The sequence below is a fragment of the Prochlorococcus marinus str. MIT 0918 genome, assembly GCF_027359415.1.
Lineage (GTDB): Bacteria > Cyanobacteriota > Cyanobacteriia > PCC-6307 > Cyanobiaceae > Prochlorococcus_E > Prochlorococcus_E marinus_C.
The window spans coordinates 99976-125961 of sequence record NZ_CP114780.1; the positions used below are offsets into that span (position 1 = coordinate 99976).

Below are 25986 nucleotides of genomic sequence, written 5' to 3' on the forward strand. Positions count from 1 at the left end.
TATATTTAATCTATTCTTTTAGGTTGGAAATTTAATTGCAATATCATTAAAAGCCATTTAAAATAGATAAATTTATTTATTAAACTTTGCACGTATAAAATTTCATTGGTTAATATTATAAATGGATAGGTTTAATTAAAAAGTCTTTTGTCTTATGCCATTAATTACAGTTCAAACATCAAGTTGTGATATTGAGAACCCTCAGTCATTTCTTCAAGATCTTTCGAAAGAGTTATCTTCATTAACCGGTAAGCCAGAAAGTTATGTCATGACACAACTTCATCAAAATGTTCCTATGACTTTTGGTGGAACACCCAAAGCTTCTTGTTATATAGAAATTAAATCAATAGGTTCGATTGATCCGTCTAATATGTCGAAGGCTTTTTGCAAGTTGATAGAAGAAAGGATTGGGATCCCTAGTGATCGTATTTATATTAGTTTTGAGGATGTACCGGCAAAATTATGGGGTTGGGATGGTAGGACTTTTGGATAAGACAGGTCTAAATACTTATGACAAATCTTTAGAATTTTGCCATTTTATAAATTACACTTTTAAATAATATGGCCCATCCAATACCTTGGTTGTTTATAGTTTGCTTTTTTCTATGGATTATTAATAATCTTTTATTACTTAACCATAAAGTATACCTTAGTCGAGAAGAGCAAATAGACCATCAGTATAAATCGATTGCAAAATTATATCCTAAAGGTACTTATATCTCTAAATAAGATTCAATTTAATTTAATTGGTAATTAATATTATTCAGCTAACATTCATTTTATAATTCCAAACCCAAAAAATGAATTAGCTATAAATAACAAGCTAAATCCTGAAAGGAATATTAATCCAAACCAGCACAAGCCTTTCATTAACCTTCCATACCGATATTTCTTTGATATTAGAGAACTATTAATAGTGTCCATTGCCATCCAAGCAAATAGAGGAGCAGTTAAAAAACTTCCTGACATTGCACCAAACACAAAATCTTTGATTGTTATGCCGCCTGTTTTTGCTATTAGTAGTGAAAATATAGAAGCTAATACATGCAATACAATCCATAATTTTAAGCGTTTCTTTTCTTTAGAAGAAGAGGTTATTCCCCTATCTTTAGCTTGTAAAAGACCTTGTATAGCAGAAATACTACGAGGGTAGGCATCTAAGCAAGTTAGTGTAGTACTAAACATTGCAGCAAAAGAGGCCGGTACAATTATCCATTTAGCCCAACCTCCTATAGCTTCTGTGTAAAGTCGAATAAGGTTTTGAGCAAAAGACACTCCACTCCCTGACATCATTGTTTCTCCACTTCCGTACATTGTTAAAGCACCAAGAGATACAAAAAATATTGCAGTAATAACAGTAATTAAATAGCCAAGATTAAAATCAAATTCAGCTTCTTCAATGCTTGCTTTATGTTTAGTGTCATTTTCTTTAGAAAACATCCATAAAGATGGCCAAACACATAGCTCTACTGGACCAGGCATCCATCCCATTAGTGGTATTAAAAATGAAAGGTTCTCAAGTCTCCATGGGCTTGGATTAGAATCGTATAAGTTTATCACTACTGAATCTATTGAACCACTTATCAGTAGTGATATTAGAGCAAATCCTGTTAAAATTGTTAGCAGAATCACTAAAAATTTTGATATTCGGTCTAGCGCTTTGTATTGACCTATTAGTAAAATTAGCCCACTAATAATTAATACTCCTATTGATAAATCGATAGGAGGGGAAAGTGAAAGTAACGGGATATTAGTTAAAAGAAGACCAGAAACAAAACTTACTGCAGCTATAGTAAAGGTTCCAGTTATCAAACTGACAGTTAGATAAAGTGGTAAATATAGTTTGCTTCTAGCTTTAAACCCTTCTAGTAATGAAAGTCCACTAACTGCTGTAAATCTTGTACCAACAAGTAAAAATGGATACTTTATTAAATTAGTCAATAAAATTAGTCCAATTAAACTAAACCCAAACTTTGCTCCAGCTGTAGTTGAAGACATTAAATGCGAACCCCCAATGCAAGCACCAGCTAGAAGAATGCCAGGTCCTAGGCTTTTTTGAATTCCTTGCCTCAAATCTTTCATTATTAAGTTAGTTGTCTTATCTATGGTGAGTACTAAAACAACTATTGTGTACTTTAGATTACAAAAGTAGATGATTATAGTTTTCCATTTTTCGCTTATAGAATCATATGTATCCAGCTAAGACTTCAGCATATAGAGTTTCTATTATCTAATTGAATGATTAGTAAGTATTAATTTTCTTTTTAAGAGTAAAAAAGAATCACTAACCCTTTTTTTGAATAATGTGACTCTCTTTCTTCTCTACTTAAATCCAGACCAACCTCCAAACCTTCCTTAAGTGCTTCTTCGTAGGATACTTTAGGAGAGTTAGGTATCTCTTTCTTGCATAATGCAGCTATTCCAATAGGTGTAGCGTGCCAATGAAATTTAGAAGTTTGCCCTATAGCAGGTTCTCTAAGTGAATCCTCCAGCAGTTCTTGTGTAGACATGTGTTTTGAACTAAAAGAGTAAGTTCTTATAACAATGGCAAAGATTTTATAAAATTGCGATAAATTCTTTGTTTTCAGGACTTAAAGCAAAAAATATTTTAAGTCTCTTTAATAAATTAATAATGTTAGAGATATTTAAAAGCAGATTAATTCCCTGATTTGCTAGTTAATGATTTGCAGCACAAATGACCATATAGGTATGGTTATTAATGACGAAAGCGTGCTCCAGACGACAAGTGAGCGGGCTATATCTTGATTTCGTTCACTTGATTCAGCGATTAATAATATTGACAATGCAGTAGGAGCAGCAGCCTGAAGAACCAATGCATTTCTCATAATGTTATTCATACCAATGCTTAGACATATTCCAAGCATCAAAGTTGGAAATAATATTAGCTTTGTTAATAAGCTATTTTTTACTGTTTGAAATTCTTTAGTAATAGTTGCTTTTTTAAAGGGATTTAATACCCCAAGACGCATGCCAACAATTAAAAGAGCTAGGAAAATGACAATTTTAGATGGAATCCAAAGAATCGAAGCTATTGGCTTATCCCATGGTGTGATACTAATTATCAGGAATCCAAGTAGACCTTTGCTTGCAGGGCTTTTAGTTATGTGTCCTAAGAAAACTTTAAACTTTTCAAGTATTGTCAACTTTTTATCGGCATCCCCAATTATGAATGGCCCTACAGTCCATATGAGTAAAGTTGCACCAATATCAAATCCCATGCTGAAGCTCAGTGCCTCAGTAGGTAATAAAGATAAAGATATGGGAATTCCAAAATAGCCTGTATTTCCGAAGGTACTTCCTAGAAGCAAAATAGAATTTAAAAAAACCTTTCTGTATTTTTGGTAAATAATTAATGTAACTATTAAAATGCCAATTGCTAATAATCCTATAAATGCAGCTTCTAAAAGATTCCAATCGATACCAGTATTAAGAAGTAAGCCCATTAAGCTTATGGGAATTCCAAATTCGCTAAGTGGTTTAGCTACTCTTGTTGAAATGTTTTGATCAAATTGCCCAATTAAATACCCTAGAAAAAGACATGGAATTAACTCAGTAATTAGATTTAAAATATTCATCAAATTATTAAAAACTGTTCTAGTGAGAAATTGTTATTCTTGATTGATCCTTTATTAAGGAGCAGCTAGTCGAGATAGATATGCCCCCTCTTTTCCGGCGTTAATCCAACCTGTTGCAATTGTTTTAGTAGCAATATGACTAATGCGACCTCTATGAATATGAGATAATCCCGCTGGAAAGATTATAAGCTTTCCACGTTTTGCAGGTTCATGATGCTTTTGCCAATGAAACTCTGTACCTCCAGAGGTAACATCATTACAATAAAGAATCCATGCAAGTACCCTAGCAGTAGGTTCTGTGATTTCAGAATTAATAGTCCAATCACAATGCCATTCTTTAAAACCTTCGCCAGGAGCATAATTTTGTATATTAAATATTGGATTTATAAAAAGATCTTTGTCAGGGCAGCACTCTTTAAAGAGGGGGCGTTCTTTTAAGTAACAATTAAGAGCAGCATTTACTCCTTTTAAGAGGACCTGAGAAAGTGCAAAACCTTCTGGATCTGAGCGGTCAATAGCCACAAGACTAATATCGGTAGATATTTTAGCCTCTGTTGGTACCCCATTCAGTTGACTCCCAAATGCGATGCCTTTCCTATGTAAATCAGTACGCCTATGAAAAAAATCAATAATCCCATCGGCTACAGTTTCAAATCCTTTATTGCTATAGGAGGCTATTAAATACATAGATAAATATGTTTTTAAGCATTAATAATAAAGAGTTATAGTTAGGATCTTTATTTGTTTTTAGCTAAGCTTCATGCTTTTTTTCCTCGGAAGTCATATCCGGGAAAGCTAGAACATCTTCGTAACTAGGTAAATCTACAATCCATTCGGCGAATTCGTTGATCAAAGCATATTGATCTTTCCCCTTTACGTGCTTGGACCTATCTAATACATGAATCATAGCAAGAGAAAGTGATTCAATTGCTGAATTGACTTCTTGCATAGCATTTAATATTCACTTTATGTTACCTACATTTGCAAGGAAAGCTACTCTAAGTAGTCAATTTTGTTTTGCAGGCTGTAATTCTATCGTTTCAGCTGAAAAATATCTTTGTGTTTGATTTTAAGATTTATATAATTCAACCTATCTTATTAACATCTTATCTTGATTGATTAATTTAATATTAGGCATGAAGATATTTTATTAAAATAAATTTAAGAGAATTCATATTTTCTTCTAAGGTAAAAAGATTTTAATTTAGTAATCAATTGATATTAATCATTTTTCTCTATAAGGACTGATATGCTCCTTTGAACTGAATTAAGTGATTATTTCTATGATTCCTTCTGTTACATATTTAGCAAGATCTTCAATATTAGTGTCTATCTCATCAGTTTCAATATTCCATCTGCTTGAAATTTTCTTGGTTAATTGATGTTGTTTAGCATGATCAAGCATTGATTTAATCATAAAATCATGCAAACTTACTTTCATTCTTATCTTTAGATAATCCCATACTGAATTATCTAGATTATTAATATACTTTATATCATCAGTTCCTGTGTAGTCATATAGTTCCATTACCCCATGATGGCAAAAAATTTGACCTAATTCATCATAAGCGCTTGTTGCTTCTTTGGCATGTTCATATTCTGCAAGCATCCACTCTAATTCCTTACTCTTAACTTCATTGCCATCTCGGACTGAACGAAGAAGTTTATAGAATGAACCAAATTCGACTGGGTTCGCCATTTAATCAGTTTAATTTAACTAACAATAGTAATCTTTTATGATTTAGTAAATGGTTTTAAAATTTATTTGTACTTTTGTCCATATATCCTCTATGAGCGTTTATTTGATTTTTCAGACCTGAATTACAATATCTAAATTCAATTACTTAATTAAGCTTAGCTTCTTCAAGAATTTATTTCTTGTTGATTAGAGGAATACCCTTTTTAATACAAGTATTAAAGATGTATGTAAGATAAATACCGTCTTTATATCCTCATAATCAATCGCCTACTTCATTTCTGATTAATAAGATATATAATCATATATTCCATATACAAATGAAATATATAATTTCTAGACATGATGGTGGTTTTGATCACATCACTAAACAAGAATTTGATAATTATGATGATGCCTATGATCTTTTAGAAGGTATTTACTCAGATCTATGCTGTTCTGATGCAGATTATGATGATCGTCCTTATTATGAGATAAGGGGAGTCAAAAATTAGATATGCTAATTTTTATCTAATAAATAGCCGTTTTCTATATATTAATACTATTATAAAAAAAATTTTTTTAATATGTCTAAGAACAGTCTTAATGAAGAAGAATTAAGAGAGATTTGTGAAGATGCCTTTGTTAATATCAAGGAGGCTTGTATTACTTTGCAGGAAAAAACCAAGTGTTCAAATAAAGTAGTTGTAGACATGCTTAACAATGTTATTGATTTCTATACTTCTAAGAAACTAAAATAATTTGATTTGAAATTACTTTTGTTTTTTAACAAGAAAATATATATATTATTTTAGTTATTATATTCAATTCTTCTTCTTTCTTCATGCATCTCTTCAATTCTTTGATATATAGTCTTTAAACTTTTATTTATTTCATCTATATTATCAAAACATTCCAATGATTTGATAACTTTAAGAAGATTCTCTTTGCTTTCAATAAGTCTTCTGCATTCTAGACTTCCAGATTCATAGGACATGGTATTTGATCAAAAGAATAATGATTGGATGAAAATCAACCTAATGAAGGTTACCTATAGAGGCTGTAGGCTTTTACACCTAAATAGATTTTCAATATAAGCTTAGTCGTTATTTACTTTATTTTAAGTTTCTGTGATGAGTTAAATTATACAAAACGATAAATTAAAATGATATATGTCTTTTCGCATAGACCATCAAATTTCGTCTATTTAATAATGTTTTAGTTTAACTTTACTTATCATTGACTATAAGCACTTATTGTCATAGGACATATAAATGACCTTTTCTGCCACTTATTTTGGATCGAGTAGCTGGTTAGTTGAAATAGATAATTTTAGGATTTTGATTGACCCTTGGTTTAAAGGAGATTTGGTTTTCCTTCCTGGTCCATGGTTAATTAAAGGCACACTGAAATCTAATTTTCAAGTGCCGAAAAAAATTAACCTTATACTTTTGACTCAAGGTTTACCAGATCATTCACATCCAGAATCATTAGATCTTTTTAACCGCTCTATTCCAATTATAGGTTCTGCAGGTGCCGTAAAAGTAGTTTATAAACTTGGCTTTAGGAATATCTCAAAACTTTTACCAGGTCAAAGTCTTAAAATAGATCATATTACTATTGAGGCTACAGCAGGAGCTAATGTCCCAAACCCAGAAAATGGTTATATTGTTTCTAATAAAAACTTCTCATTTTATGTAGAACCTCACGGTTTTCTAGATCAACACATAAAACCAAGACATGTGGATGTAATTTTTACTCCTGTTGTTGATTTAAGTATTCCTTTGGCTGGATCTTTTATTGAAGGGAAATCAATTTTACCAAAACTCTTAAAGACTTTTACCCCCCATACCATTTTTGCTAGTACTACCGGTGGCGATGCAACTTTTACAGGAATTTTAAATAATTTAATTTCAGTTAATGGTACTTATGAAGAAGCATCTAAAGTAATTAATGGAGATTCAATATTTATCAACCCAGTTTTAGATAAACTTTATGAAATAAAGATCTAATTAATTGATTAGAAGGGTGTTCCTGGAACGAAATGAAGTATTAGCAAGCCAATACCAGCTGCAAAAACGATAGAAATGGCTATCGCAACTAAACCATTAACCATTCCCCCGCCTTCTTCTGAATTCATGATCTCTAACTCCCAATAATTTTTGAATAACTATTTAATTTTATAACTAGGTCAAAGAAAAAAAATTATATATTTTGAATTAAATATTTAATCTAATATTATTTAGTCTTACAAAAGCATTATAGAGAAATTTAATTTTTCATAAACTTTGTATTTTCTTATTAAGCTGCTATTAACCCAGATTGAGATAATATATCGACTATTCTATCGATTCTATTTTTAGATGACTCTATGGGGCGAATTTTATCCAATATAGCAGCATTACATATTATCCAATAACTTCCTCTGGCTACTCCTGCCTCATCGCAAACTATTGCTGGAGCCATGCCTGGGAATCTGTTGTAATGAACTCTATTTAAGGAGTCAAACCAACATCTTTCAAGAAAATCAAGTTCTTTTTCAGAAAGTTTTTTAGAGTAACAGTAGTTTTCAAGTAAGTGGCAGAGATTAAGTCCAGTCATCAGATTATTTTCTTTGAGTAACCAAGAAAATAACATTAACTTCGAGTAAAAAAAACTTAATTTCTTAAGTGATTGTTAAGATAAATTTTGTAAGATTTGATGATCAAACATTATTAATCAATTTAGTTAGATAAATTATTACTTATTTTATAATTATTACCCTTTAAATATTTCAATAAATGCAGCTGCCTTATCTGCCTTATCCCTTGCCTTTTTTATAGTTTCAGCCTTGGCCAGAGATACACCCATTCTCCTACCTGCCTTTGCTATAGGCTTGCCAAAAATTAATATGCTCGTGTTTTCTATTGCAAGAGCATTTTCAATTCCTTTATATACTACTTTCGAAAGACTTTCTGTTGATAAGATCACTCTACTTGCTGAGGGTGAGATGCATTTTATTTCGGGAATAGGTAGAGCTAGTATAGCCCTTAAATGTAATTCAAATTCGCTTAGGTTTTGACTTATAAGTGTTACTAGTCCAGTATCATGAGGCCTTGGAGATAATTCAGAGAAAATTACTTCGTTTCCTCTAATAAAAAACTCAACTCCAAACAAACCAGCTCCACCAAGTTCATTTGTAATTGTTTTTGCAATGGTTTTCATTTCTTTTAAAAGCTCTTCGCATATAACCTGAGGTTGCCAGCTGCATTGGTAGTCACCACCTTCTTGTTCGTGTCCAATTGGAGGGCAAAATAATGTAGGACCATTTCTTTGTTTAATAGTTAAGAGTGTAATCTCTTGATCAAAGTTTATAAACTCTTCTACTATTACGTGCTTAGATTTTCCTCTTGACTCTCTTATTGCCGATTCCCAAGCTCCCTCAAGGTATTTTTCTTCATCTACTTTTGATTGACCTTTTCCTGATGAACTCATAACAGGTTTAATTAATAGAGGGTACTTAATTTTTCGGGATACTATTTTTAGTTCTTCTATATTTGAGGCATATGCATATTTAGCCGTTTTCACGTTTAAGGTTTCAGAAGCTAAATTTCTTATCTTATCCCTGTTCATTGTTATTGCAGTAGCTCTGGCTGTTGGTATTACATTTATTCCTTCTTCTTCTATCTCTTGCAAAGCTTCAACGGCTAGAGCTTCTATTTCAGGAATAACAGCATCAGGTCTATATTGTCTTATAGATTTTTGAAGAAGATCTTTATTGTTCATCTCAAAGACAATTGCATGATCAGCAACCTGCATAGCAGGAGCATCTTTATAACGATCACAAGCAATTACCTTGCAACCTAATCTTTTTGCAGCAATTGCTACTTCTTTTCCTAATTCCCCACTTCCAAGGAGCATTAAGGTTTTTGGAAAGATATTCATAGTTTAAAATCAAAATATTTAAACATATTCTCATTATATAAAAGGATATATATAAATGTGTTTAATTAAATTATTAGATCTTATTATGGACATTTACAATAAAGGGTAAATGATTGCTTATCGCAATATTTAATTGCTAATAATCTATAGAAGTAAATAATATATTTATTAGGTTAAATAACTTAACTTTAATTCAAAATATTTAAGTTAATTCAATAATTTTTTTATTAATAGTAAATAGATTATTATGATTACATATTTTTTATGATAAATTAAACAGAAAAGATGTCATTAGACCAACTTAAGGATTTTTTGCAAAAGATGCAGGAAGACTCTCAACTGAAAGATGAGATACTTGCTGCATCTACAGCTGATGACGTTGCAAAAATAGCTTTCGAATATGGATATGAATTTTCAGGAGATGAATTACTCAGATTTTCTGGCAAAAAAGTAGGGAAGGTAACAGTTAGGAAAAAGGATGTGCCTGGAGAATATAATTAGTAAAATGATTACAATGTGTTTTCAGAGGAAAGTTTTTTCTTAGCAAGTCTCCAAATAAATATAACACCTATAATCATTAATGAAAAAGTAATAATCGCATTTAAGAAAAATATTATCAGGCTAAATATAATTATTAAAATTGATATTGTAATCCATTTAGGATATACAGGCTTAGCTTCTTCCCCTGCATCACTATTATTAGGAATAATCTCAGGTTCTATAGCCAAAGATTGTACGAACATAGAAGAATTTTATTTTAACCCATTATCCTGGGCATGGCGCTTTTTAGTTTTGGTTTAAGGAAAATCAAAACCTCTTTTAGAATAAGAAGAACTAATAGGTTATTATTGTTTAATTATTTTATTATTGTTAAATTATAGTTAATATTATTATTATCCTCTAATTTCAATGTCAGAAGAGAATTCCTATATAGGTAAAAATTGTTCTAAGCTATTCAAAGCTGCTTATGAAAATCGTTATACTTGGGATACTAATTTTTGTGGATATAAAGGCATATGCACTTGGACAAATGGCGATGAAGAGGTTCAAGGATTATTTTCTCTTGGCAAAGATTTAAAAGCTAATGTGACAGAAATAGAGAATGAAATTATTAGCAAAGCTATTTCTTCCCAATTATGGGAAGTTGCAATTCATAGAGTTAAGAGGAGCTTTGATCAAGTCCATGGGGAAAATACCTTTTTAGGTGGAGATATGAATGAACTAGGACTAGAGGTTTTAGTGGGAGGTAAAAATTCCGGTGATAAATATAGGATTAAAGATAATGTAGTCACTATGGTTTATAGGCATATTCATGGCAATATCGTAGAGATATTTACTAAGGAAACTATAGAAACTGGCAGTGGTTATTTGAGTAGAAAATATACAAGCCAATATTATGATACTACTACTAAGTTACCCAAAGGTAATAGAAGTATTTTTGTGGATGAATTTGTTCCTTTGAACGAAAATGGACCTTGGGCTCTTTCTACGAGAACCATCGAGAAAGAAAACCCTAATAATAATAATAATTCTTCTATAGAAAAGTATTGCTTCTTAAATCTAAGTATTCTAAAATAATCTTATAGTACCATCTAATATTTCTTTTCATCTTAATAATCAGCTATGGATAATGACCTTTTAAATATTAATGTTAGCAAGAGAATTTGCAAGCATATGAATTCTGATCATAAAGGTTCACTAATAAAATATGCTTCTTATTATGGAGGTATTAAGAAGCCTGTTAATGTTATTATGATTGATATAAAACCTGATATGATGATATTATTAGTAGATAATAAAAGTGTTAAAATACCTTTTGACCATTACTTAAAGGACAGTTCAGATGCTCATAAAACATTGGTTTCCATGATTAAAGAGCTTCCAGAACAATCTATTTAGAGGATGAAGCTTTATCTAATAACCTATTAGCTTTTACATTAAAAAGATAATTTTTAAATTAAAACAATTGCAATAATCAAAAGTCTTGTTAAATCTTAATACTTGAAAACCCAATTGAATCGGTGAAATCGTTTATATCTTTTCTTTATATTTAAATAAATATAACTGGAATTCAATTTACATTGTTTTTTTTGTAAATTTAAAAAAAGAGGGAATTATTCACATGGACAATGAAATAGAGAAGTTAACAGGAAAGGCTCTTGCTGAGTTCATAGAGCATCACCGAGATGAATATCAGAATAATGGCGATGCCCTTTGTTTAGCTTCAGGTTATGGAACGAAATCTGACGATGGTCTAGTGAAATGTAATTTGACGGATTTCATCAATGCTTTAGGAAAAGCTTTAGATTTAGATGATTTTCTGCCCTAAAACAAATCTTTTCATCTAATACCCTGACTAGTATTTTGCTCTAATTGAACTTACTTATATTTTTTAGAAATCGCTCGCTTGAAAAACTCACATAAGATCTTATCTGTTAAATCAGGAATACTCCAGATAGAGTCATCCTCAATCTTGTCTTCTATAAGCCATTCCTTAAATTCCATAATTACAGCCTTGCGATTTTCCCCATGAAGAAAATTGAGCCTAGTCGTTAAAAAAACATCTATTTCTCTAAGGCTCTTATCAGGATGATGGGATAAATACCTCATTCTCCTTAAGATTCTCTTTATATTCTAGCTCTTTGAGGTGCGTGTTTGAAGAATCTTGATTTTCGTTGAATCTCTGTAAATTAAAAAACGGTTATAAATTTTCAATTCTAATTTCTGGAACCTAGATAAACAGGTTGCATTAAGCCACCTCCTTCATCATCATCATCTCCGCTATCTTGAAAAAATAAGTATGCAATTAGAATAATTGCTACAGATGAGTATATGCTTAGCTCTTGGAATTCGTTCAAAAGAAATAAAAAATTTGATTGAGCCTACTCGATAATCTTCAAAAGGGGAAATTTCTTAGAAAGCTATTACAAAATCTTCATGCAGGTGACTAAATTTATTCTTATGGATTGTTTATTGGAGAAAACGAAACCCGTTTTTTTATTCTTTGGACAAACTTGCGCCCCCTCTCTTTAAGATTTCTCTTTCATTTTTCACTTTTAATGCTGCTTCAAATGCTGTAATTGATGATATTGCAATTAATCCTAGAAAGCCTATATCTTCACCTTGAAAGCCTGCTGGATCAGAAGGGTCATATGCTAATTGCCTAGAGAAATCAAAATAAACCCAAAATGCAGATACTAGTGAGGTGATCCAATATGCTCTCCAGCGCCTCTGGTATAAATAACCTGTTCCTAATCCTGGAATGAAATTTAGCAAGGCGGATACCCATCCAGCAGAGGAAGCGATGATTTCGCTTTTTGATTGCATTGAGAATTATTTTAAGAATATAAATAAATACTAGTTCTTTTAGCAAAAATTTTAGTTAATATTTTTAATTGTTATAACCTAGATTTCTCAGTTATTCATAATAGTTTGATATCCCTTAAGCTATATTATTTTTTTGTTTTAATGAATAAAATATTATTTTATTATCTTTCTAAATTTCACAAAGTCTTGTTTTTATATCCTTTTAAAAAACACCGGGAATTATTTGACCAGTTGTTATATAAGAACCAATTAGTGCTACAAAGCCAATCATTGCCCAGCGGCCATTAGCTTTTTCTGCATCCTCAACATAACTTGAATAATTTTCTATTAATTGAGGTTGAGCTTCTACAGGAAAGATGTTTTGCCTGTTACCTGATTCAGTTGTTATTTGATCTTGAGTTGATGAAGTCATTATTTTCTAGGGTTAAAATATGCCTGGGATTATTTGACCAGTAGTGGCATAAGCACCAAATGCAGCTAAAAAGCCAATCATTGCTGCCCAGCCATTAAATTTTTCAGCTTCTGGAGTCACAATCAAAAAGTAATGTTGTAAAGCATTATTACATAATATGTAAAGCTTTGTAAAGCAATTTTTGGTTCTTTTTGCTGCCTTTAGCAGAAACATATGTATGAGGTGTAAAAATCTGCCGGCAATATCTTTTAAAGCAATTCATTTTGTAAGTTGATAGTTTTCCTAGATATGCATAGCTACATTCTTTTATAAAGGTTTTTATCCATTTTATATTTATGTCTTCTAAAGCAAGCGAAGACAGTCAATTTCAAGATTTCTTTCTCGAATTAATGGAATTAACTGGTTGTTCTTATTCAGATTTAACTGAATTAATTGCTTTTCTAAATTTTAATGATCCTAATGAGCTAAAAGAATCAGATGAAAAATCACCGTAATTTCCAAGATAATTTTTTTATTAAATAAAGACCTTTAACTATTCTGTCCATATTTAGATAGACGCTTGTACTCTTATGTCAGGTTTTTTGTTTTCATTTTAAAAAATTATGCAGACCTACGGAAACCCAGATGTCACCTATGGGTGGTGGGTTGGTAATTCTGTAGTAACCAACAGAGCTGGCCGTTTTATTGGCTCTCATGTTGGCCACACAGGAATTATTTGCTTCGCGACTGGTGCAAGTTGTCTTTGGGAACTTTCACGTTTTGATCCCTCAGTACCAATGGGACATCAGAGCTCTATATACCTTTCCCATTTAGCGTCTTTAGGTATTGGCTTTGATGAAGCTGGTGTATGGACAGGAGCAGGTGTTGCAACTATTGCAATTTTCCATTTAATCTTTTCTTTGGTTTATGGAGGAGCAGGCTTAGCTCATTCCTTATTTTTTGATCCAGACCTACAAGAAGGTCCAATTGGTCGTGTAGATAAATTTAGGCTGGAATGGGACAACCCTGACAACCTGACCTTTATCCTTGGGCACCATTTGATTTTCTTGGGTGTTGCGAATATCTGGTTCGTTGAGTGGGCCAGGGTTCATGGCATATATGACCCTTCTTTAGGCGCTGTACGTACAATTTTCCCTGGATATGGGGATTTTGGAATGGTATGGGGGCATCAATTTGATTTCCTCACTATAGATAGCCTCGAAGATGTTATGAGTGGTCATGCCTTTTTAGCTTTCTTACAAATAAGTGGAGGAGCTTTTCACATTGCCACTAGACAAATTGGGGAATACACCAAATTCAAGGGGAATGGACTTCTTTCTGCAGAAGCTGTTCTTTCTTGGTCTTTAGCAGGTCTTTTCCTAATGGGTGTAGTTGCAGCTTTTTGGGCAGCTGGAAACACAACTGTTTATCCAACAGAATGGTATGGGGAACCATTGCAATTTAAGTTTGGTATTTCTCCTTATTGGGCTGATACTGGCGACATTTCAGATTGCAAGTACTTTTTTGGACATACTTCTAGGGCCGCTTTGGTCAATGTTCAATATTATTTTGCTTTCTTCTGCCTTCAAGGACATCTTTGGCACGCTTTACGTGCATTAGGATTCGACTTTAGGCGTATAGCAAAAGCTATTGGCGGTTTAACTGAATCAACAGCTTCTTAGCATTAGATTAAAATCCCAATAAAAAAGCCTCGCAGTAATGCGAGGCTTTTTTATTGGTGCAAATTAAAAATCCTTAATGCTCTTTTCTTAATTTAAAGATTGAGTAAAAGGAAAGTTTGAGATTTTTCTAAACCCTTTTCAGAAAAAACTAGTCTCTTTTAGCCCAGGGATCGATTCTTTTAGCATCGTCAGAATAATAAAAGAATTGAGAAGCTCCAAAAAATGCTCCTAAGCCACATAGAGCAGCTCCTAGGTTAAAGCCACCTGATGGCTTGATAATTCCAATGTCAGTTGGGTGAGGAAGTTGGGTGGCGAAATCAAGTAAATGAGTTGGATCAATCATTGAGTTGGATTGCAATTGTGTGTATAGATAACCCAGGTGGCCACTTTGCCAAACCCGTGCTGACTAATTTTACATCAGCTTTATCAAATTTCTCTAACAAGTAAAAACTCTACTTACATTGACAAACAAATAAAAACCTTTCCCTAGTGCTTAAAAAGCATTATTTTTTTTTTTTACTAAGAATTCATATGGCATGAGCCTAAAAAACAAAGGAATTTGCACTAAATCTGATTATCTGAACTATTAGGGATATCTTAAAACGAGTTTTATTCTATGTAGCTTGCTTTTGTTAACTTCTTTAAAGCAAACATAAAAAAGCCCCTTCAATATTTAAAGGGGCTTTTTTATGTTTGCTTTAAACAATCTTTGATGGTTTAGTCCATAACCACTCCTTTAGTTAGAAGGATCATTGGCGTCTAAGCCGTAGTAAATAAACTGTGTTACTTGAATAAAGGTAATTAATCCAAAAGTTGCTGCGAGTGGATTAAACCCCCCAACTGTAATAGTTGCTAACAAAGGACTTGAGTGAATGAGTTCAAGCATTGAATCTTAGTGATGTGGAAAATTTCCTTATAGATAAACATAAAGAGCACAGAAAATCTCATCTCGTTGCATGTTGAAAAATGTTTTTTTATTTCTCTTAGATAAAGACCTCTAACTATTCCGCACAAAACAATGAACCTGCATGTAGTGTTCATGGGGAATAGCGCCTTTTTTTCGCTTAAAAAGAAATTATGCAGACCTACGGAAACCCAAACGTCACCTACGGGTGGTGGGCTGGTAATTCTGGAGTAACCAACCGTTCAGGCAAATTCATTGCAGCTCATGCTGCTCATACAGGACTAATTGCCTTTGGGTGCGGTGCGGCCACACTTGTTGAACTAGCAGGCTTTGACCCTTCATTACCTATGGGTCATCAAAGTTCTCTTTTCCTTGCACATTTGGCTTCAGTTGGCATTGGCTTTGATGAAGCTGGAGTCTGGACTGGTGTTGGTGTTGCCAATATCGCGATACTTCATTTAATTCTCTCCATGGTTTATGGGGGAGGAGGACTTTTACATTCCGTATATTTCACAGGAGATATGCAGGAATCAGAAGTGCCACAAGCCAGAAAGTTCAAATTGGAATGGGATAACCCAGACAATCAAACTTTTATTCTTGGTCACCACTTAATTTTCTTTGGTGTGGCCAATATTTGGTTTGTTGAGTGGGCAAGGATTCATGGCATTTACGATCCAGCTATTGAGGCAATTCGTCAAGTTAATTACAATCTTGACCTCACTCAGATTTGGAATCATCAATTTGATTTCTTAGCCATTGATAACCTTGAGGATGTCATGGGTGGACATGCGTTTTTAGCTTTCTTCCAGATTGGTGGAGGTGCATTCCATATTGCAACTAAGCAAATTGGTACTTACACAAAATTCAAAGGTAAAGGATTGCTTTCTGCAGAAGCAATTCTTTCTTGGTCATTAGCAGGTATTGGATGGATGGCATGTGTTGCTGCTTTCTGGGCCGCAACAAATACAACTGTTTATCCTGAGTCTTGGTATGGAGAAGTTCTTCAATTAAAGTTTGGGATTGCTCCTTATTGGATAGATACAGTTCCTGGTGGAACAGCTTTCTTAGGTCATACCTCTAGAGCTGCTCTTGTTAACGTCCATTACTACCTTGGCTTCTTCTTTATTCAAGGTCATTTATGGCATGCTTTAAGAGCTATGGGATTTGACTTCAAGCGCTTGCTTGATAGAACAGGTCCATTTGGTATACCAAGAACACTCTGAATACAAAAAGCTTTCTCTTAAGTTGAATAGCTTTAAAGAAGATAAAAAAACCCCTAACTTTTAGGGGTTTTTTTATCTTCTTTAACAAATGAGGAAAATAAAAAGGCAGGGCATAATTTAGCCCTGCCTTTTTTAGTTAACTAAAGCTCTAATAAGAAACCTTAGGTTTGGATAACGTTTTTCTGAAGTGAGTTTAACGGGATAATTTTTGTCTTTCCGTTCCTTCAAACTTCTCCGGATCGTTACAGTCTCTTGCATACCAATGAAATTGAGATACTTGAATTATTGCAAGTATTCCAAAGATAACTGGTACTAATTGGAATCCACCTGATGGCTTTACTAAACCTAAATCTGATGGATGAGGTAGTTGCGTTGCGAAATCCAGCAAATGCGAGAAATCAATCATCAAGACAATTAAAAGTAAGTCAGTTATAGCCTAGAGATTTGCATTATTTACGAGAAAACTTTTTTTTGACATTACTATTAATTTAATGAGCGTAAGAAACTCGAGAAATTCTTGTGCTTGATTTTAAATCCTATCCATTCATAGATGGCTTATTTCGAGAGTATTTGATTTAAGAGAAGGATCGTATAGAAATGGTTGAAAAAAAATTTAGAATTCGATAGTAAGATTTAGAGTTTTTTTTGGTTAAGTCAGCTTGAATTGATTTCTTAATGTTTTTTTTTTTTTTTAAGTTCACTTTTTTAGGTTGTGTTCATATTTCATCGAACCTTTCTTTTCTTGCTCAGCTTTTTTTTTGGTTAACTCTGTAAAGACTTGCACTGCAGTCATTTTCTCTGATTTCTCCAATTATGATGCCTTTAAATTTTTTGTTGAAATGGCCTTTAGTTACGAGTTTTTTTTTACAGATCGAAAATATTTCTTACCAACTAAATAAAGACCTTTAACTATTCTGCGCATATCTATTGAGCACAGTGTAATCTGCATTGGATATTTGCCTGTATTGCTTAAAAATTATGCAGACCTATGGAAATCCAGAAGTTACCTATGGATGGTGGGCTGGTAATTCTGTGGTTACCAACCGCTCTGGCCGATTTATTGCCTCTCATGTAGGCCATACAGGCTTGATCTGCTTTGCGGCTGGTGGTAGCACTCTTTGGGAGCTTGCTAGATACAACCCAGAAATACCTATGGGGCATCAAAGCTCTTTATTCTTGGCTCACCTTGCTTCTATCGGCATTGGCTTTGATGAAGCTGGAGTATGGACAGGAGCTGGTGTAGCAACCATTGCAATCTTTCACCTTATCTTCTCTATGGTTTATGGAGGAGGAGGACTCCTTCATGGAATTCTCTTTGATGAGAATGTAGAAGATAGTGAAGTGTTACAAGCTCAGAAATTTAAGCTTGAATGGAATAACCCAGACAATCAAACTTTTATTCTTGGACACCATTTGATTTTTATGGGTGTTGCTTGTGTTTGGTTTGTTGAATGGGCAAGGATTCATGGTATTTATGATCCTGCTGTAGAAGCAGTACGTCAGGTTAATTACAACCTTGACCTTTCTATGATCTGGCAAAGACAATTTGATTTCATTACTATTGACAGCCTTGAGGATGTCATGGGTGGACATGCTTTCCTAGGATTCGCTGAAATTACAGGTGGAGCTTTCCATATCGTTGCTGGATCAACTCCATGGGAAGAGAAAAGACTTGGCGAATGGAGTAAATTTAAAGGAGCAGAATTGCTTTCTGCAGAGGCTGTTCTTTCTTGGTCATTAGCAGGTATTGGTTGGATGGCAATCGTTGCAGCTTTCTGGTGTGCAAGCAATACGACTGTTTATCCAGAAGCTTGGTACGGAGAACCATTAGAACTTAAATTTGCTGTTTCTCCTTATTGGGTAGATACTGGTGACCTTTCTGATGCAACAGCATTTTGGGGGCATTCAGCGCGTGCTGCTTTGAGCAATGTTCATTATTATCTTGGTTTCTTCTTTCTGCAAGGCCATTTCTGGCATGCACTAAGAGCCTTAGGCTTTAACTTTAAGAATGTAACTGCATCAATTGGAAATGAGCAAAAAGCAACTTTTACAATTAAGAACTAATTAAGTTGCATTTAATAGATTTTATTTTTTTATATAAAGTCTTTTAACCAGTTATTAAAGCCTCTTCTTTATTGAAGAGGCTTTTTTTTTAGCCTTTAGTTTGAAAATGGTAAATGTTATTTATAAAGGTAAAAAAAAATGCTCAATAGCATAATTTTGATCACATCTTAGTCAAGTCTTTGGTTATAGAATTTGTAGATATTAATGAAATAAGATTATGACTGCTGATGAAATTCAAACAGTATCTAAATTAATTTCAGCCCATCCTCCAATAATTATAGGAACACTTTGCATCTTTATGTATATAAGAGGTAAGATTTTAGATAATAATAAAAGATCCTCAAATATATCTACTTTATAAGTTCTAACAACATTATTTTTAAACTCTTATATGGAAATCTTTAAGTATTTTCTCTTTGGAATTAGCGGCTTTAGTATGATCTTTTGGGTTGCTGTAATTGCTTTATGGCATACTTATATGTTCCCACGATTATTTAAGGAAGATCGTAATCCAACAAATAATATAGATAAAACTTCTGCTCAATCGGGATTCAAATTAAAACCTTCTGGGCTTTTTGATAGGTCTAAATATTCATTAAAAACATTTGTTATAGCAGATTTTACACCAGTAGAAGAAAATTATTCAATTAATAGGCTCTATACTTCTATGCTTTTAAGTTTAGGTTTCATGTCTTTTATTATCATTACTTATGGTCTTCATAGCGCACTCCCTCAGTTGCTGTACTAAGAAAAGAAAAGATAGTTACTCTTAAAAGTATAAGATTAACCTTTGAATTGTAATTTCTTTTCATCAGGAATTTAAAAGATGTCTTAGGACATATTTGATTAAATATTTTCAATGACAATAGGAATTTATTTCGCCACAACAACAGGAAAAACGGAAGACATTGCAGAAAGGATTCATGGCTTGCTAGGCCAAGCTAATTCTCCAAAAGATATGTCAGATGTTGATGATCTAAATGAATTTGCCACTCATGATGGAATCATTTGTGGGATACCTACTTGGAATACGGGAGCAGATTCAGAGAGATCAGGCACGGCTTGGGATACTATTTTGGAGGAAATAGGAGAACTTAATCTTTCAGGTAAGAAAGTGGCTATTTTTGGTTTAGGTGATTCATCAACTTATACAGAAAACTATTGCGATGCAATGGAAGAACTGCATAGATATTTCAAACAAGCTGGAGCAACAATGGTTGGTTATGTAAATACGAATGATTATACTTTTGACGAATCAAAAAGCGTAATTGGATCTACTTTCTGTGGGTTGCCACTTGATGAAGATAGTGAATCTGATATGACTGATACAAGAATATCTCAGTGGGCTGAGCAGTTGAAACAGGAGATGCCTGGCCTATAAAGGCTTTTAGATAGAACTCTGCAAAAAATAGATTCTAATATTAATCATCAAATTCAGGCTTAGGTTTCTTCTTTACTTTCCCAGTTAGAAGTTGATGTAGAGCATCTAATGAGTTATAGACTTCTTTTAACTCTGTCAGTTCAGGGAGTAAACCATCTTCAGTAAGAATTTGGTCTAAATCTCTTAGCTCTTGGCGTATATAGCGCAAATGAGAGCTAATCTCTTCTCGTTTACTTGTGGACATTTACTTAAACATTTATTTGACGATGTTATGCTCAATGAGATACTTCTCATTGAACAAACTCAATAATAATAGAGATCGTTCCCATAGAACAACCTTAAAATTCTAGATCTTTGTCGTTAGGCTTCATTAGAGCAAAATAACTAGGAGTTAAAAGTATTCGAAAAAAGAGCAATAAATGATCAGATTAAGCTCTTAGCTTTTGAATTGACTACTAGTTAGATACTATTAACCAGAGTCCTAATACCCAAATATCAATATGGATTTACTTTATTACTACCTTTTGTTAATTAGCTTAAGGTTAATATATCTTTCTGATTAATTTCATTTTAATTATAAATACATTTCTCGAATTTCCTAAATGATTCATTTCTTTCTTAAGTGTTTATATAAATTGTTAAAATGATAAGAAGATTGTTTTGAATGCAATATGTCTCCACCTTCTCTCCTCCAAAATAAGGACTTCTCCAAAAGGTTAAGGAAACCTTTTAAATGGATTATTTATCTCTAAAGATTTAAATTAACTCACAGTAGGAATTTTTATTAGTTATATTTTCTAAAAAGTTATTTTCTTAATATCAATGGAGTTTAGGTCACTTTTGGATAAAGAAATAAGGCAAGGCAATTCATATGCTCTTAATCAATCATTTTTCATGGGAGGCATACTCGTTTTTTTTAACTTGTTACTTATGTCAGGCGTAGGGTTGTATTGGATCAATCCAGCAGTGCATCTATATTTTTCTGGTAAGCCACTTTGATTAAATGACTTGACTACCCATTGTTTTATCTATAGTAATGATTATATAAATTGTGTGATAGATAATTAGAATTAGAGAGATAATTATTTTCTGACTCCTCACGACTAAATTTCATGTCGTCATTTTTTTCTTTTAAAAAGTTGTTTGCTTTAGCAGTAACACTTCTGGTTTGGCTTTGGACTTGTTTGCCAGCTGAGGCAGTCTTGAATGTAGGAGATGAAGTACCTAATTATGTTAGGTCTCAAATTACAGGAATCGATCTTCATGGCCAGGACTTGTCTAAGTCTTCTATAGCAGGCGCTACTGCTAGAGATGCAAATTTTAGTGATGTTGACTTACATGGGACGGTGGTTACATTGGCTGACCTCAAAGGGTCAAATCTCAACGGTATAGATTTAACAGACACGCTTTCTGATCGAGTTAACTTTCAGAAAACTGATTTGAGAAATGCTGTCCTTGTAAACATGATTGCTTCTGGAAGTAGTTTTGCTGGCGCACAAATAGATGGTGCTGATTTTAGTTTTGCAGTTCTTGATAGTGATGATCAGCGCAATCTTTGCAAAATTGCCGAAGGTGTTAACCCTGTTACGGGGGTTTCAACTAGTGAAAGTCTTGAATGTTTAGATAATGAAGGGGGTTATAAACCTGCTATGCCAGGGAGTTGAGAATTAGTATCTATTTTATTAGTTATAAATGAAGCTTTTAATATATTGATTGGCAGACATTTCTGGTAATTAGCCTTGAAGAAGAGTGATAGTGAAATTGACATCCTAATTCTTAAGGAGTCAATGAATCATTTAAGACCATATACAGTTCGTTATCGATCTTTTGATAATGGCAAGGAAGAGAACTGCTTTTATGCAAGTGATTCTTTCGAAGCTAGGACACTTGCGATGGAATTCAATAAATATATACATGACCATCCCAACTGTATTGATTTAATTCGTTGCGAAGAACAACTTATTAGTCCTATTAATACTTGAAAATAATTTAGGTATTTTATTATTTATTTAATTATTTTTAGACCAACTTTAGGATTGATAAAATAAGACTTTGTTATTGCTTATCTAACATTATATGTTTTAATAAAAATATTATATGTTGTTTAAATGACTGATCATTTAGTAGAAAGATCTGTTACTCAGGGTTTTTCAATAGAAAAACTTGCTAAAAGTTATAGAGATAAGTTAAATAGCGTCTCTTCTAAAGGGGTTAACAATAATCTAAGAGTTGAAGAGCAAATCCATAAACTCATATCTAAAAACAAAGCAAGTAAACTAGAGACTCCTGAGCAATTTAATTTGTATAAGGATCATTGGGCAAATAGGGATTATAGAGATTATTATGGCGCAGCATAGCTATGGTTTACAGTATAAAAGAATAAATATATATGCCTAAAAAGAATTAAGGTAAGGATTTGGTTGGAGCATGTATAGGCTAAACGTATTTTTTATTACCTTTGTTTGAAAGAGTAAATATACCCCCTTTTGGTCCTTTATAATATACTTGATCATTCATTTTGGATTCCCCATATTTTTTTAATCTACTTTTGTGAATATTTACTTTTTCCAATAACTCATCTTCTTTATCCCAAGGATTTATTTTTATATTATTCATTGGATTGATAAGTAGAGAATCCCAATAACTTTCATAGAGCCTACGATTAATATGTGTTCTTTTCTTGGAAACTTTTCTAAACCTTTTTATAAGAGTTAGATCTTTGCTCTTAAAGATTGATTTTTTATTAAAATAAATTAATAGAAATAAACTTATGAATATTATAAGCGTAATTACTTTCATGATAAACACTTCTTTTAGCTAATTAAAACATTATTTTTTGCTTAGTGCCAATAATATATTACTATTTTATGATTTAATAATTATATCAATATCAAAGCCAAGATTACTTCGATTAGAAAGGACTTGCTTCTTAAATATTCCTCTTCGGAATCCCTTTAATAAAACAAAAATAGATTCAATAAATAAAATAGTGATTGTTAACAAAGCTATGAGAACTTTTGAAGTTAGGCTTTTGCTCGTTTTTATTTGAGTTTTTTGAGCTGTTTTTTGTTCTTTCATTTTTTAAATTTAAGTTTTGATGTTCTTAAGACAATAGTTATTGGAGTCTGGTTGGTTAATCTTTGCCCTTTAATTATATGGTCCAAATCTAGCGGTGCATTCAGCTCCACACTTAGCACCTATTTCTATTGCTTTCGATATGTCTAAACCTCCTGCTAAACCAACTGTTACACCAGCGGCAAAACTGTCACCGCATCCATAAGTATCAACTATCTTTTTATTCAATTTCAAAGCTTTATATCGACCTCCAGGCTCTACTTTTCCTCCAAGAGCTCCTTCAGTTGAGATTTTTATCTTTGTCTTGAATTTTTTCTCTTCTTCTTTTATTTGTTCGTCTGGATCTAAACCGCTTCCAATTAATGCATCAAGCTCTATATTGGCAGAATTTAAATTCTCTATCTTCACTCTCGGAGTTGCACATAATATTTGTGCCTGTCTAGCTAAATTAATAGCCATTCCATCAGCTGCAGTTATAAAAACCCCATCAAATTCATTTAATATTTCCCAAGGCAACTTGTCTTGCCCTTTAGGTTGCAGCCTCTCTCCTATTACAGTTATTGCTCTTTCTCCACTGCTATCAATAAGACTAATGGCTCTTCTAGTGGGTTGATTTCTCCATGCTATATGCATTATGAGGCCTAGTTCTTCAAGTCTTTGAGCACATATTTTCCCAATATTGTCATTGCCAAGAGAAGTGAAAAAGTGCACTTTTTCCTTAGTTAGATTTGCCATTTGCACCCCAGCCACTGCTCCTCCCCCAGCAGGTTCTTCTAATAGATTAGAACCATGGCTAATTAATCCTTCCGAAGGTAATTTGTTTACAGATAGGAAAGTCACCCATTCAATATGACCTACTACGGCTAAATTTAAGGAGTTAAATGGTTTCAAATGAGTCGAGGCTCTTTTGTACTCAAATGTAAGTTTAATATTTTTTTTAGTTTTAAATACGATTCTTTAATTTTGATTTTAATTTATTAACCTTGATTTTTAGTTGATTTCAGCAAGTGAGCGATAAATTTGTTCTTATAATTCGTTTCGCTTATAAAATCCAGTAAGTAATTGCTTGCAAATGAAACTTCCTTCTTCAAAAATCGGATACTTGTATTTACTACTATGTATTGCAGGTGCTGTTTTGCCAACACTTTCTAATATTGATTTCGTACGAGCTTATGGACCTGGATTTGATATTCAATCTTTTATATCTTTAGCAACAAATAATCCAGCAGCAAAATCTTTATCTTTAGATTTATTCATATCTTCTTCATCAATTTTTCTATGGATGTATATCGAATCGAGGAGGCTTGAAATGAGGAATTTTTGGATTATAGTTTTAACTACATTTACTATTGCAATTGCTTTCTCAACCCCACTCTTTCTGTTTTTACGTGAACTTAGGCTGAGTGAAATAGAAGATAAATAAGATTACTAAGTCTGATTATTGTTAGGGATAGTTAAATAAAATATTTATAGCTTAAATAATTCTAGTCCTTTCAATATAATTTGTTATAGGATATGCAACTATGCAAGTAAAGCTTATTATTAACCATAGTAACATAGCATTTCCTTGACTATCTATCAATTTACCAGCTACTAAAGGGAATATTAGAAAACTTATTCCAAAAGTTTGAGAATATAGAGCCATACCTAACCCTTTATATTTGATGGGTGATACCTTAAATATAGCTTCAGTCCCTGTTGGTAAATAACTTGCAATTCCAATTGATATAGGTATTAAAGCTATAATTAACAAGAAGATTCCATTACTAAATAAACTTGATAATGATAGTAATAGGCATCCTAATGAAAAGCTTAAGAGACTTATCTTGAAACCATAGATAAAATTCCTCTTTGTCAACCAATAGCCTATGGGCCATTGTATTAAGGGGAGTAACGTTAGTTGAAAAGATATTATCCATGTTGTCCATTTCCCATTTATTCCAGGCCTATATATACCCCCATTGGCGATGTCAAGTTGTAGCGCTATTTGCATTAATGATAATATACCTGTACTCAAAATACTTAAAATAAGTATTGGAGCAATTAATTTAAGTAAATCATTCAATTCTTTTCTTTTGGTATATAATCTTTCTTCTTTTCTGTGGTTTTTTTGTTTATTTGAAGATTGGAATAGGCTTTTAAAAGATATCCCTTGAACAATTGATATAAGTATAAGCATGCATATTGCTTCGTTGATGTAAATAAACCTTATATAGTTAAAAGATGCTGCTATAGAACCAATTAATGCACCAGTAGTTATTCCTAGTGCATCAGCACTTCTTGCTAAAGCAAAACCTTTATTTGAATTATTTTTATCGCAGCATGTTGGAATAGCTAGTTCAACTGATGGCCAGTAAATCCCTGCAGCAGCTCCAAGAAAAAATTCGCCTATAAAATAGATTTGTTTTGTAGAAGCAATTAATAAAAACAAGTCAGCCGTAATAGCCAGTATTCCTGCAATTCTTAGAGGCAATGAGAAGCTTATACCTTTATCCAAAAAAACACCTGTGGAGAACCTTGTGATTGTTCCAGCGAAAGCTGCTGCAACAAAGCCAATTCCTATCTCTGTAGCGGAAAAAGAAAGATCGTTGAAAATTAATGGAGTTAAATAAAGAACACCCCCTGCTCCAATAGATGCTAAGAAGCGACAAATTGTTATTATGCGCAAATTAGATGGAAACTGGTTCCACCACTTTCTGAGCTTTGTCGTTGTTTTTAAGACGGTCAATACGAAGAATACTTCT

Annotated in this window: 41 protein-coding genes; 18 read left to right on the plus strand and 23 right to left on the minus strand. The window is 32.7% G+C overall.

All coding sequences use genetic code 11. The features are described from left to right. The first annotated feature begins 154 nt into the window (after positions 1-154). Positions 155-493 (plus strand): phenylpyruvate tautomerase MIF-related protein, encoded by a 339-nt coding sequence (locus O5636_RS00650; protein ID WP_269622704.1) that lies wholly within the window; start codon positions 155-157, stop codon positions 491-493. A gap of 281 nt (positions 494-774) precedes the next feature. Here the strand turns inward: O5636_RS00650 and O5636_RS00655 are convergent, their stop codons facing one another. The 6 genes from O5636_RS00655 to O5636_RS00680 form a co-directional block, all read right to left on the minus strand. Continuing rightward, complete coding sequence (locus tag O5636_RS00655) at positions 775-2082, minus strand: NRAMP family divalent metal transporter (protein WP_269622705.1); 1308 nt, start codon at positions 2080-2082, stop codon at positions 775-777. A gap of 182 nt (positions 2083-2264) precedes the next feature. Continuing rightward, positions 2265-2510 carry a hypothetical protein gene (locus O5636_RS00660; RefSeq protein ID WP_269622706.1) on the minus strand — a complete coding sequence of 82 codons (246 nt, stop codon included), beginning with the start codon at positions 2508-2510 and terminating at the stop codon, positions 2265-2267. Between the two features lie 162 nt (positions 2511-2672). After that, positions 2673-3596, minus strand: a complete 924-nt coding sequence (locus O5636_RS00665; protein WP_269622707.1) for an AEC family transporter — start codon at positions 3594-3596, stop codon at positions 2673-2675. 54 nt (positions 3597-3650) lie between these two features. Beyond that, the gene (locus O5636_RS00670) at positions 3651-4283 is read right to left on the minus strand and encodes a 2OG-Fe(II) oxygenase (RefSeq protein WP_269622708.1); all 633 of its coding nucleotides are present in this window, start codon (positions 4281-4283) and stop codon (positions 3651-3653) included. 64 nt (positions 4284-4347) lie between these two features. Then, a complete protein-coding gene (locus tag O5636_RS00675) occupies positions 4348-4545 on the minus strand; it encodes a hypothetical protein (RefSeq protein WP_269622709.1) in 198 nt (65 codons plus the stop codon). 318 nt (positions 4546-4863) lie between these two features. Then, positions 4864-5295, minus strand: a complete 432-nt coding sequence (locus tag O5636_RS00680) for a hypothetical protein (protein WP_269622710.1) — start codon at positions 5293-5295, stop codon at positions 4864-4866. Positions 5296-5612: 317 nt separating this feature from the next. On the opposite strand from O5636_RS00680, the gene O5636_RS00685 reads away from it, so the two are divergent. Both O5636_RS00685 and O5636_RS00690 read left to right on the plus strand, forming a co-directional pair. Next, positions 5613-5786 (plus strand): hypothetical protein, encoded by a 174-nt coding sequence (locus O5636_RS00685; protein WP_269622711.1) that lies wholly within the window; start codon positions 5613-5615, stop codon positions 5784-5786. 72 nt (positions 5787-5858) lie between these two features. Continuing rightward, on the plus strand, positions 5859-6032 hold the full coding sequence (locus O5636_RS00690; RefSeq protein ID WP_269622712.1) for a hypothetical protein: 174 nt from the start codon (positions 5859-5861) through the stop codon (positions 6030-6032). 50 nt (positions 6033-6082) lie between these two features. On the opposite strand, the gene O5636_RS00695 is transcribed toward O5636_RS00690, so the two are convergent. Next, positions 6083-6268 carry a hypothetical protein gene (locus O5636_RS00695; protein ID WP_269622713.1) on the minus strand — a complete coding sequence of 62 codons (186 nt, stop codon included), beginning with the start codon at positions 6266-6268 and terminating at the stop codon, positions 6083-6085. 277 nt (positions 6269-6545) lie between these two features. Between O5636_RS00695 and O5636_RS00700 the strand changes: the two genes are divergently transcribed. Beyond that, the gene (locus O5636_RS00700) at positions 6546-7283 is read left to right on the plus strand and encodes an MBL fold metallo-hydrolase (protein WP_269622714.1); all 738 of its coding nucleotides are present in this window, start codon (positions 6546-6548) and stop codon (positions 7281-7283) included. Positions 7284-7572: 289 nt separating this feature from the next. Here the strand turns inward: O5636_RS00700 and O5636_RS00705 are convergent, their stop codons facing one another. After that, positions 7573-7908: a hypothetical protein gene (locus O5636_RS00705; protein WP_269622715.1), complete on the minus strand. Its 336-nt coding sequence runs from the start codon at positions 7906-7908 to the stop codon at positions 7573-7575. Positions 7909-8028: 120 nt separating this feature from the next. Next, a complete protein-coding gene (gene purT, locus O5636_RS00710; RefSeq protein WP_269622716.1) occupies positions 8029-9195 on the minus strand; it encodes a formate-dependent phosphoribosylglycinamide formyltransferase in 1167 nt (388 codons plus the stop codon). 285 nt (positions 9196-9480) lie between these two features. On the opposite strand from purT, the gene O5636_RS00715 reads away from it, so the two are divergent. Then, a complete protein-coding gene (locus tag O5636_RS00715; RefSeq protein ID WP_269622717.1) occupies positions 9481-9696 on the plus strand; it encodes a Nif11-like leader peptide family natural product precursor in 216 nt (71 codons plus the stop codon). An 8-nt stretch (positions 9697-9704) separates the two neighbouring features. Here the strand turns inward: O5636_RS00715 and O5636_RS00720 are convergent, their stop codons facing one another. Next, entirely contained in the window at positions 9705-9938 is a 234-nt protein-coding gene (locus O5636_RS00720) for a hypothetical protein (protein ID WP_269622718.1), read from the minus strand. A gap of 166 nt (positions 9939-10104) precedes the next feature. On the opposite strand from O5636_RS00720, the gene O5636_RS00725 reads away from it, so the two are divergent. From O5636_RS00725 to O5636_RS00735, 3 genes are all read left to right on the plus strand, one after another. After that, positions 10105-10773: a DUF3386 domain-containing protein gene (locus O5636_RS00725; protein WP_269622719.1), complete on the plus strand. Its 669-nt coding sequence runs from the start codon at positions 10105-10107 to the stop codon at positions 10771-10773. A gap of 45 nt (positions 10774-10818) precedes the next feature. Then, positions 10819-11094: a DUF2470 domain-containing protein gene (locus tag O5636_RS00730; RefSeq protein ID WP_269622720.1), complete on the plus strand. Its 276-nt coding sequence runs from the start codon at positions 10819-10821 to the stop codon at positions 11092-11094. Positions 11095-11317: 223 nt separating this feature from the next. Continuing rightward, positions 11318-11524: a hypothetical protein gene (locus O5636_RS00735; RefSeq protein WP_269622721.1), complete on the plus strand. Its 207-nt coding sequence runs from the start codon at positions 11318-11320 to the stop codon at positions 11522-11524. A gap of 50 nt (positions 11525-11574) precedes the next feature. On the opposite strand, the gene O5636_RS00740 is transcribed toward O5636_RS00735, so the two are convergent. From O5636_RS00740 to O5636_RS00760, 5 genes are all read right to left on the minus strand, one after another. Continuing rightward, complete coding sequence (locus O5636_RS00740; RefSeq protein ID WP_269622722.1) at positions 11575-11805, minus strand: hypothetical protein; 231 nt, start codon at positions 11803-11805, stop codon at positions 11575-11577. 107 nt (positions 11806-11912) lie between these two features. Then, positions 11913-12053 carry a hypothetical protein gene (locus O5636_RS00745; RefSeq protein WP_269622723.1) on the minus strand — a complete coding sequence of 47 codons (141 nt, stop codon included), beginning with the start codon at positions 12051-12053 and terminating at the stop codon, positions 11913-11915. 139 nt (positions 12054-12192) lie between these two features. Continuing rightward, complete coding sequence (locus O5636_RS00750) at positions 12193-12522, minus strand: hypothetical protein (protein WP_269622724.1); 330 nt, start codon at positions 12520-12522, stop codon at positions 12193-12195. Positions 12523-12724: 202 nt separating this feature from the next. Further along, a complete protein-coding gene (locus tag O5636_RS00755) occupies positions 12725-12934 on the minus strand; it encodes a high light inducible protein (protein ID WP_269622725.1) in 210 nt (69 codons plus the stop codon). Between the two features lie 12 nt (positions 12935-12946). Next, on the minus strand, positions 12947-13054 hold the full coding sequence (locus O5636_RS00760; protein WP_269622726.1) for a high light inducible protein: 108 nt from the start codon (positions 13052-13054) through the stop codon (positions 12947-12949). Positions 13055-13269: 215 nt separating this feature from the next. Between O5636_RS00760 and O5636_RS00765 the strand changes: the two genes are divergently transcribed. Beyond that, positions 13270-13428, plus strand: a complete 159-nt coding sequence (locus O5636_RS00765; protein ID WP_269622727.1) for a hypothetical protein — start codon at positions 13270-13272, stop codon at positions 13426-13428. A 108-nt stretch (positions 13429-13536) separates the two neighbouring features. Then, complete coding sequence (locus O5636_RS00770) at positions 13537-14595, plus strand: chlorophyll a/b binding light-harvesting protein (protein ID WP_269622728.1); 1059 nt, start codon at positions 13537-13539, stop codon at positions 14593-14595. A gap of 148 nt (positions 14596-14743) precedes the next feature. Here O5636_RS00770 and O5636_RS00775 read toward each other — a convergent pair whose 3' ends face one another. Together O5636_RS00775 and O5636_RS00780 are read right to left on the minus strand one after the other, a co-directional pair. Further along, positions 14744-14938: a hypothetical protein gene (locus O5636_RS00775; RefSeq protein WP_269622729.1), complete on the minus strand. Its 195-nt coding sequence runs from the start codon at positions 14936-14938 to the stop codon at positions 14744-14746. A 393-nt stretch (positions 14939-15331) separates the two neighbouring features. Continuing rightward, entirely contained in the window at positions 15332-15481 is a 150-nt protein-coding gene (locus tag O5636_RS00780; RefSeq protein ID WP_269622730.1) for a hypothetical protein, read from the minus strand. A gap of 191 nt (positions 15482-15672) precedes the next feature. On the opposite strand from O5636_RS00780, the gene O5636_RS00785 reads away from it, so the two are divergent. Then, positions 15673-16722 (plus strand): chlorophyll a/b binding light-harvesting protein, encoded by a 1050-nt coding sequence (locus O5636_RS00785; RefSeq protein ID WP_269622731.1) that lies wholly within the window; start codon positions 15673-15675, stop codon positions 16720-16722. Positions 16723-16915: 193 nt separating this feature from the next. Here the strand turns inward: O5636_RS00785 and O5636_RS00790 are convergent, their stop codons facing one another. After that, positions 16916-17128: a hypothetical protein gene (locus tag O5636_RS00790; protein ID WP_269622732.1), complete on the minus strand. Its 213-nt coding sequence runs from the start codon at positions 17126-17128 to the stop codon at positions 16916-16918. Positions 17129-17700: 572 nt separating this feature from the next. Between O5636_RS00790 and O5636_RS00795 the strand changes: the two genes are divergently transcribed. From O5636_RS00795 to fldA, 3 genes are all read left to right on the plus strand, one after another. Beyond that, a complete protein-coding gene (locus tag O5636_RS00795) occupies positions 17701-18786 on the plus strand; it encodes a chlorophyll a/b binding light-harvesting protein (protein ID WP_269622733.1) in 1086 nt (361 codons plus the stop codon). A 436-nt stretch (positions 18787-19222) separates the two neighbouring features. Then, on the plus strand, positions 19223-19534 hold the full coding sequence (locus tag O5636_RS00800) for a hypothetical protein (protein WP_269622734.1): 312 nt from the start codon (positions 19223-19225) through the stop codon (positions 19532-19534). A 111-nt stretch (positions 19535-19645) separates the two neighbouring features. Next, positions 19646-20167, plus strand: coding sequence for a flavodoxin FldA (gene fldA, locus O5636_RS00805; protein ID WP_269622735.1), 522 nt, complete (start codon positions 19646-19648; stop codon positions 20165-20167). 40 nt (positions 20168-20207) lie between these two features. Here the strand turns inward: fldA and O5636_RS00810 are convergent, their stop codons facing one another. After that, on the minus strand, positions 20208-20411 hold the full coding sequence (locus tag O5636_RS00810; RefSeq protein WP_269622736.1) for a hypothetical protein: 204 nt from the start codon (positions 20409-20411) through the stop codon (positions 20208-20210). 868 nt (positions 20412-21279) lie between these two features. Here O5636_RS00810 and O5636_RS00815 point away from each other — a divergent pair. From O5636_RS00815 to O5636_RS00825, 3 genes are all read left to right on the plus strand, one after another. Continuing rightward, complete coding sequence (locus O5636_RS00815; protein WP_269622737.1) at positions 21280-21831, plus strand: pentapeptide repeat-containing protein; 552 nt, start codon at positions 21280-21282, stop codon at positions 21829-21831. Between the two features lie 123 nt (positions 21832-21954). Continuing rightward, complete coding sequence (locus O5636_RS00820; RefSeq protein ID WP_269622738.1) at positions 21955-22149, plus strand: hypothetical protein; 195 nt, start codon at positions 21955-21957, stop codon at positions 22147-22149. 126 nt (positions 22150-22275) lie between these two features. After that, complete coding sequence (locus O5636_RS00825) at positions 22276-22524, plus strand: hypothetical protein (RefSeq protein WP_269622739.1); 249 nt, start codon at positions 22276-22278, stop codon at positions 22522-22524. Positions 22525-22603: 79 nt separating this feature from the next. Here O5636_RS00825 and O5636_RS00830 read toward each other — a convergent pair whose 3' ends face one another. The 3 genes from O5636_RS00830 to O5636_RS00840 all read right to left on the minus strand — a co-directional run bounded on the left by O5636_RS00830 (position 22604) and on the right by O5636_RS00840 (position 24133). Continuing rightward, the gene (locus tag O5636_RS00830) at positions 22604-22783 is read right to left on the minus strand and encodes a hypothetical protein (protein ID WP_269622740.1); all 180 of its coding nucleotides are present in this window, start codon (positions 22781-22783) and stop codon (positions 22604-22606) included. Between the two features lie 249 nt (positions 22784-23032). Further along, on the minus strand, positions 23033-23245 hold the full coding sequence (locus tag O5636_RS00835) for a hypothetical protein (RefSeq protein ID WP_269622741.1): 213 nt from the start codon (positions 23243-23245) through the stop codon (positions 23033-23035). Between the two features lie 69 nt (positions 23246-23314). After that, positions 23315-24133 (minus strand): PfkB family carbohydrate kinase, encoded by an 819-nt coding sequence (locus O5636_RS00840; protein ID WP_269622742.1) that lies wholly within the window; start codon positions 24131-24133, stop codon positions 23315-23317. 181 nt (positions 24134-24314) lie between these two features. Between O5636_RS00840 and O5636_RS00845 the strand changes: the two genes are divergently transcribed. Further along, on the plus strand, positions 24315-24665 hold the full coding sequence (locus O5636_RS00845) for a DUF2834 domain-containing protein (protein WP_269622743.1): 351 nt from the start codon (positions 24315-24317) through the stop codon (positions 24663-24665). Positions 24666-24716: 51 nt separating this feature from the next. Here O5636_RS00845 and O5636_RS00850 read toward each other — a convergent pair whose 3' ends face one another. Continuing rightward, positions 24717-25970, minus strand: a complete 1254-nt coding sequence (locus O5636_RS00850; protein ID WP_269622744.1) for an MFS transporter — start codon at positions 25968-25970, stop codon at positions 24717-24719. Between the last annotated feature and the right edge of the window lie 16 nt (positions 25971-25986).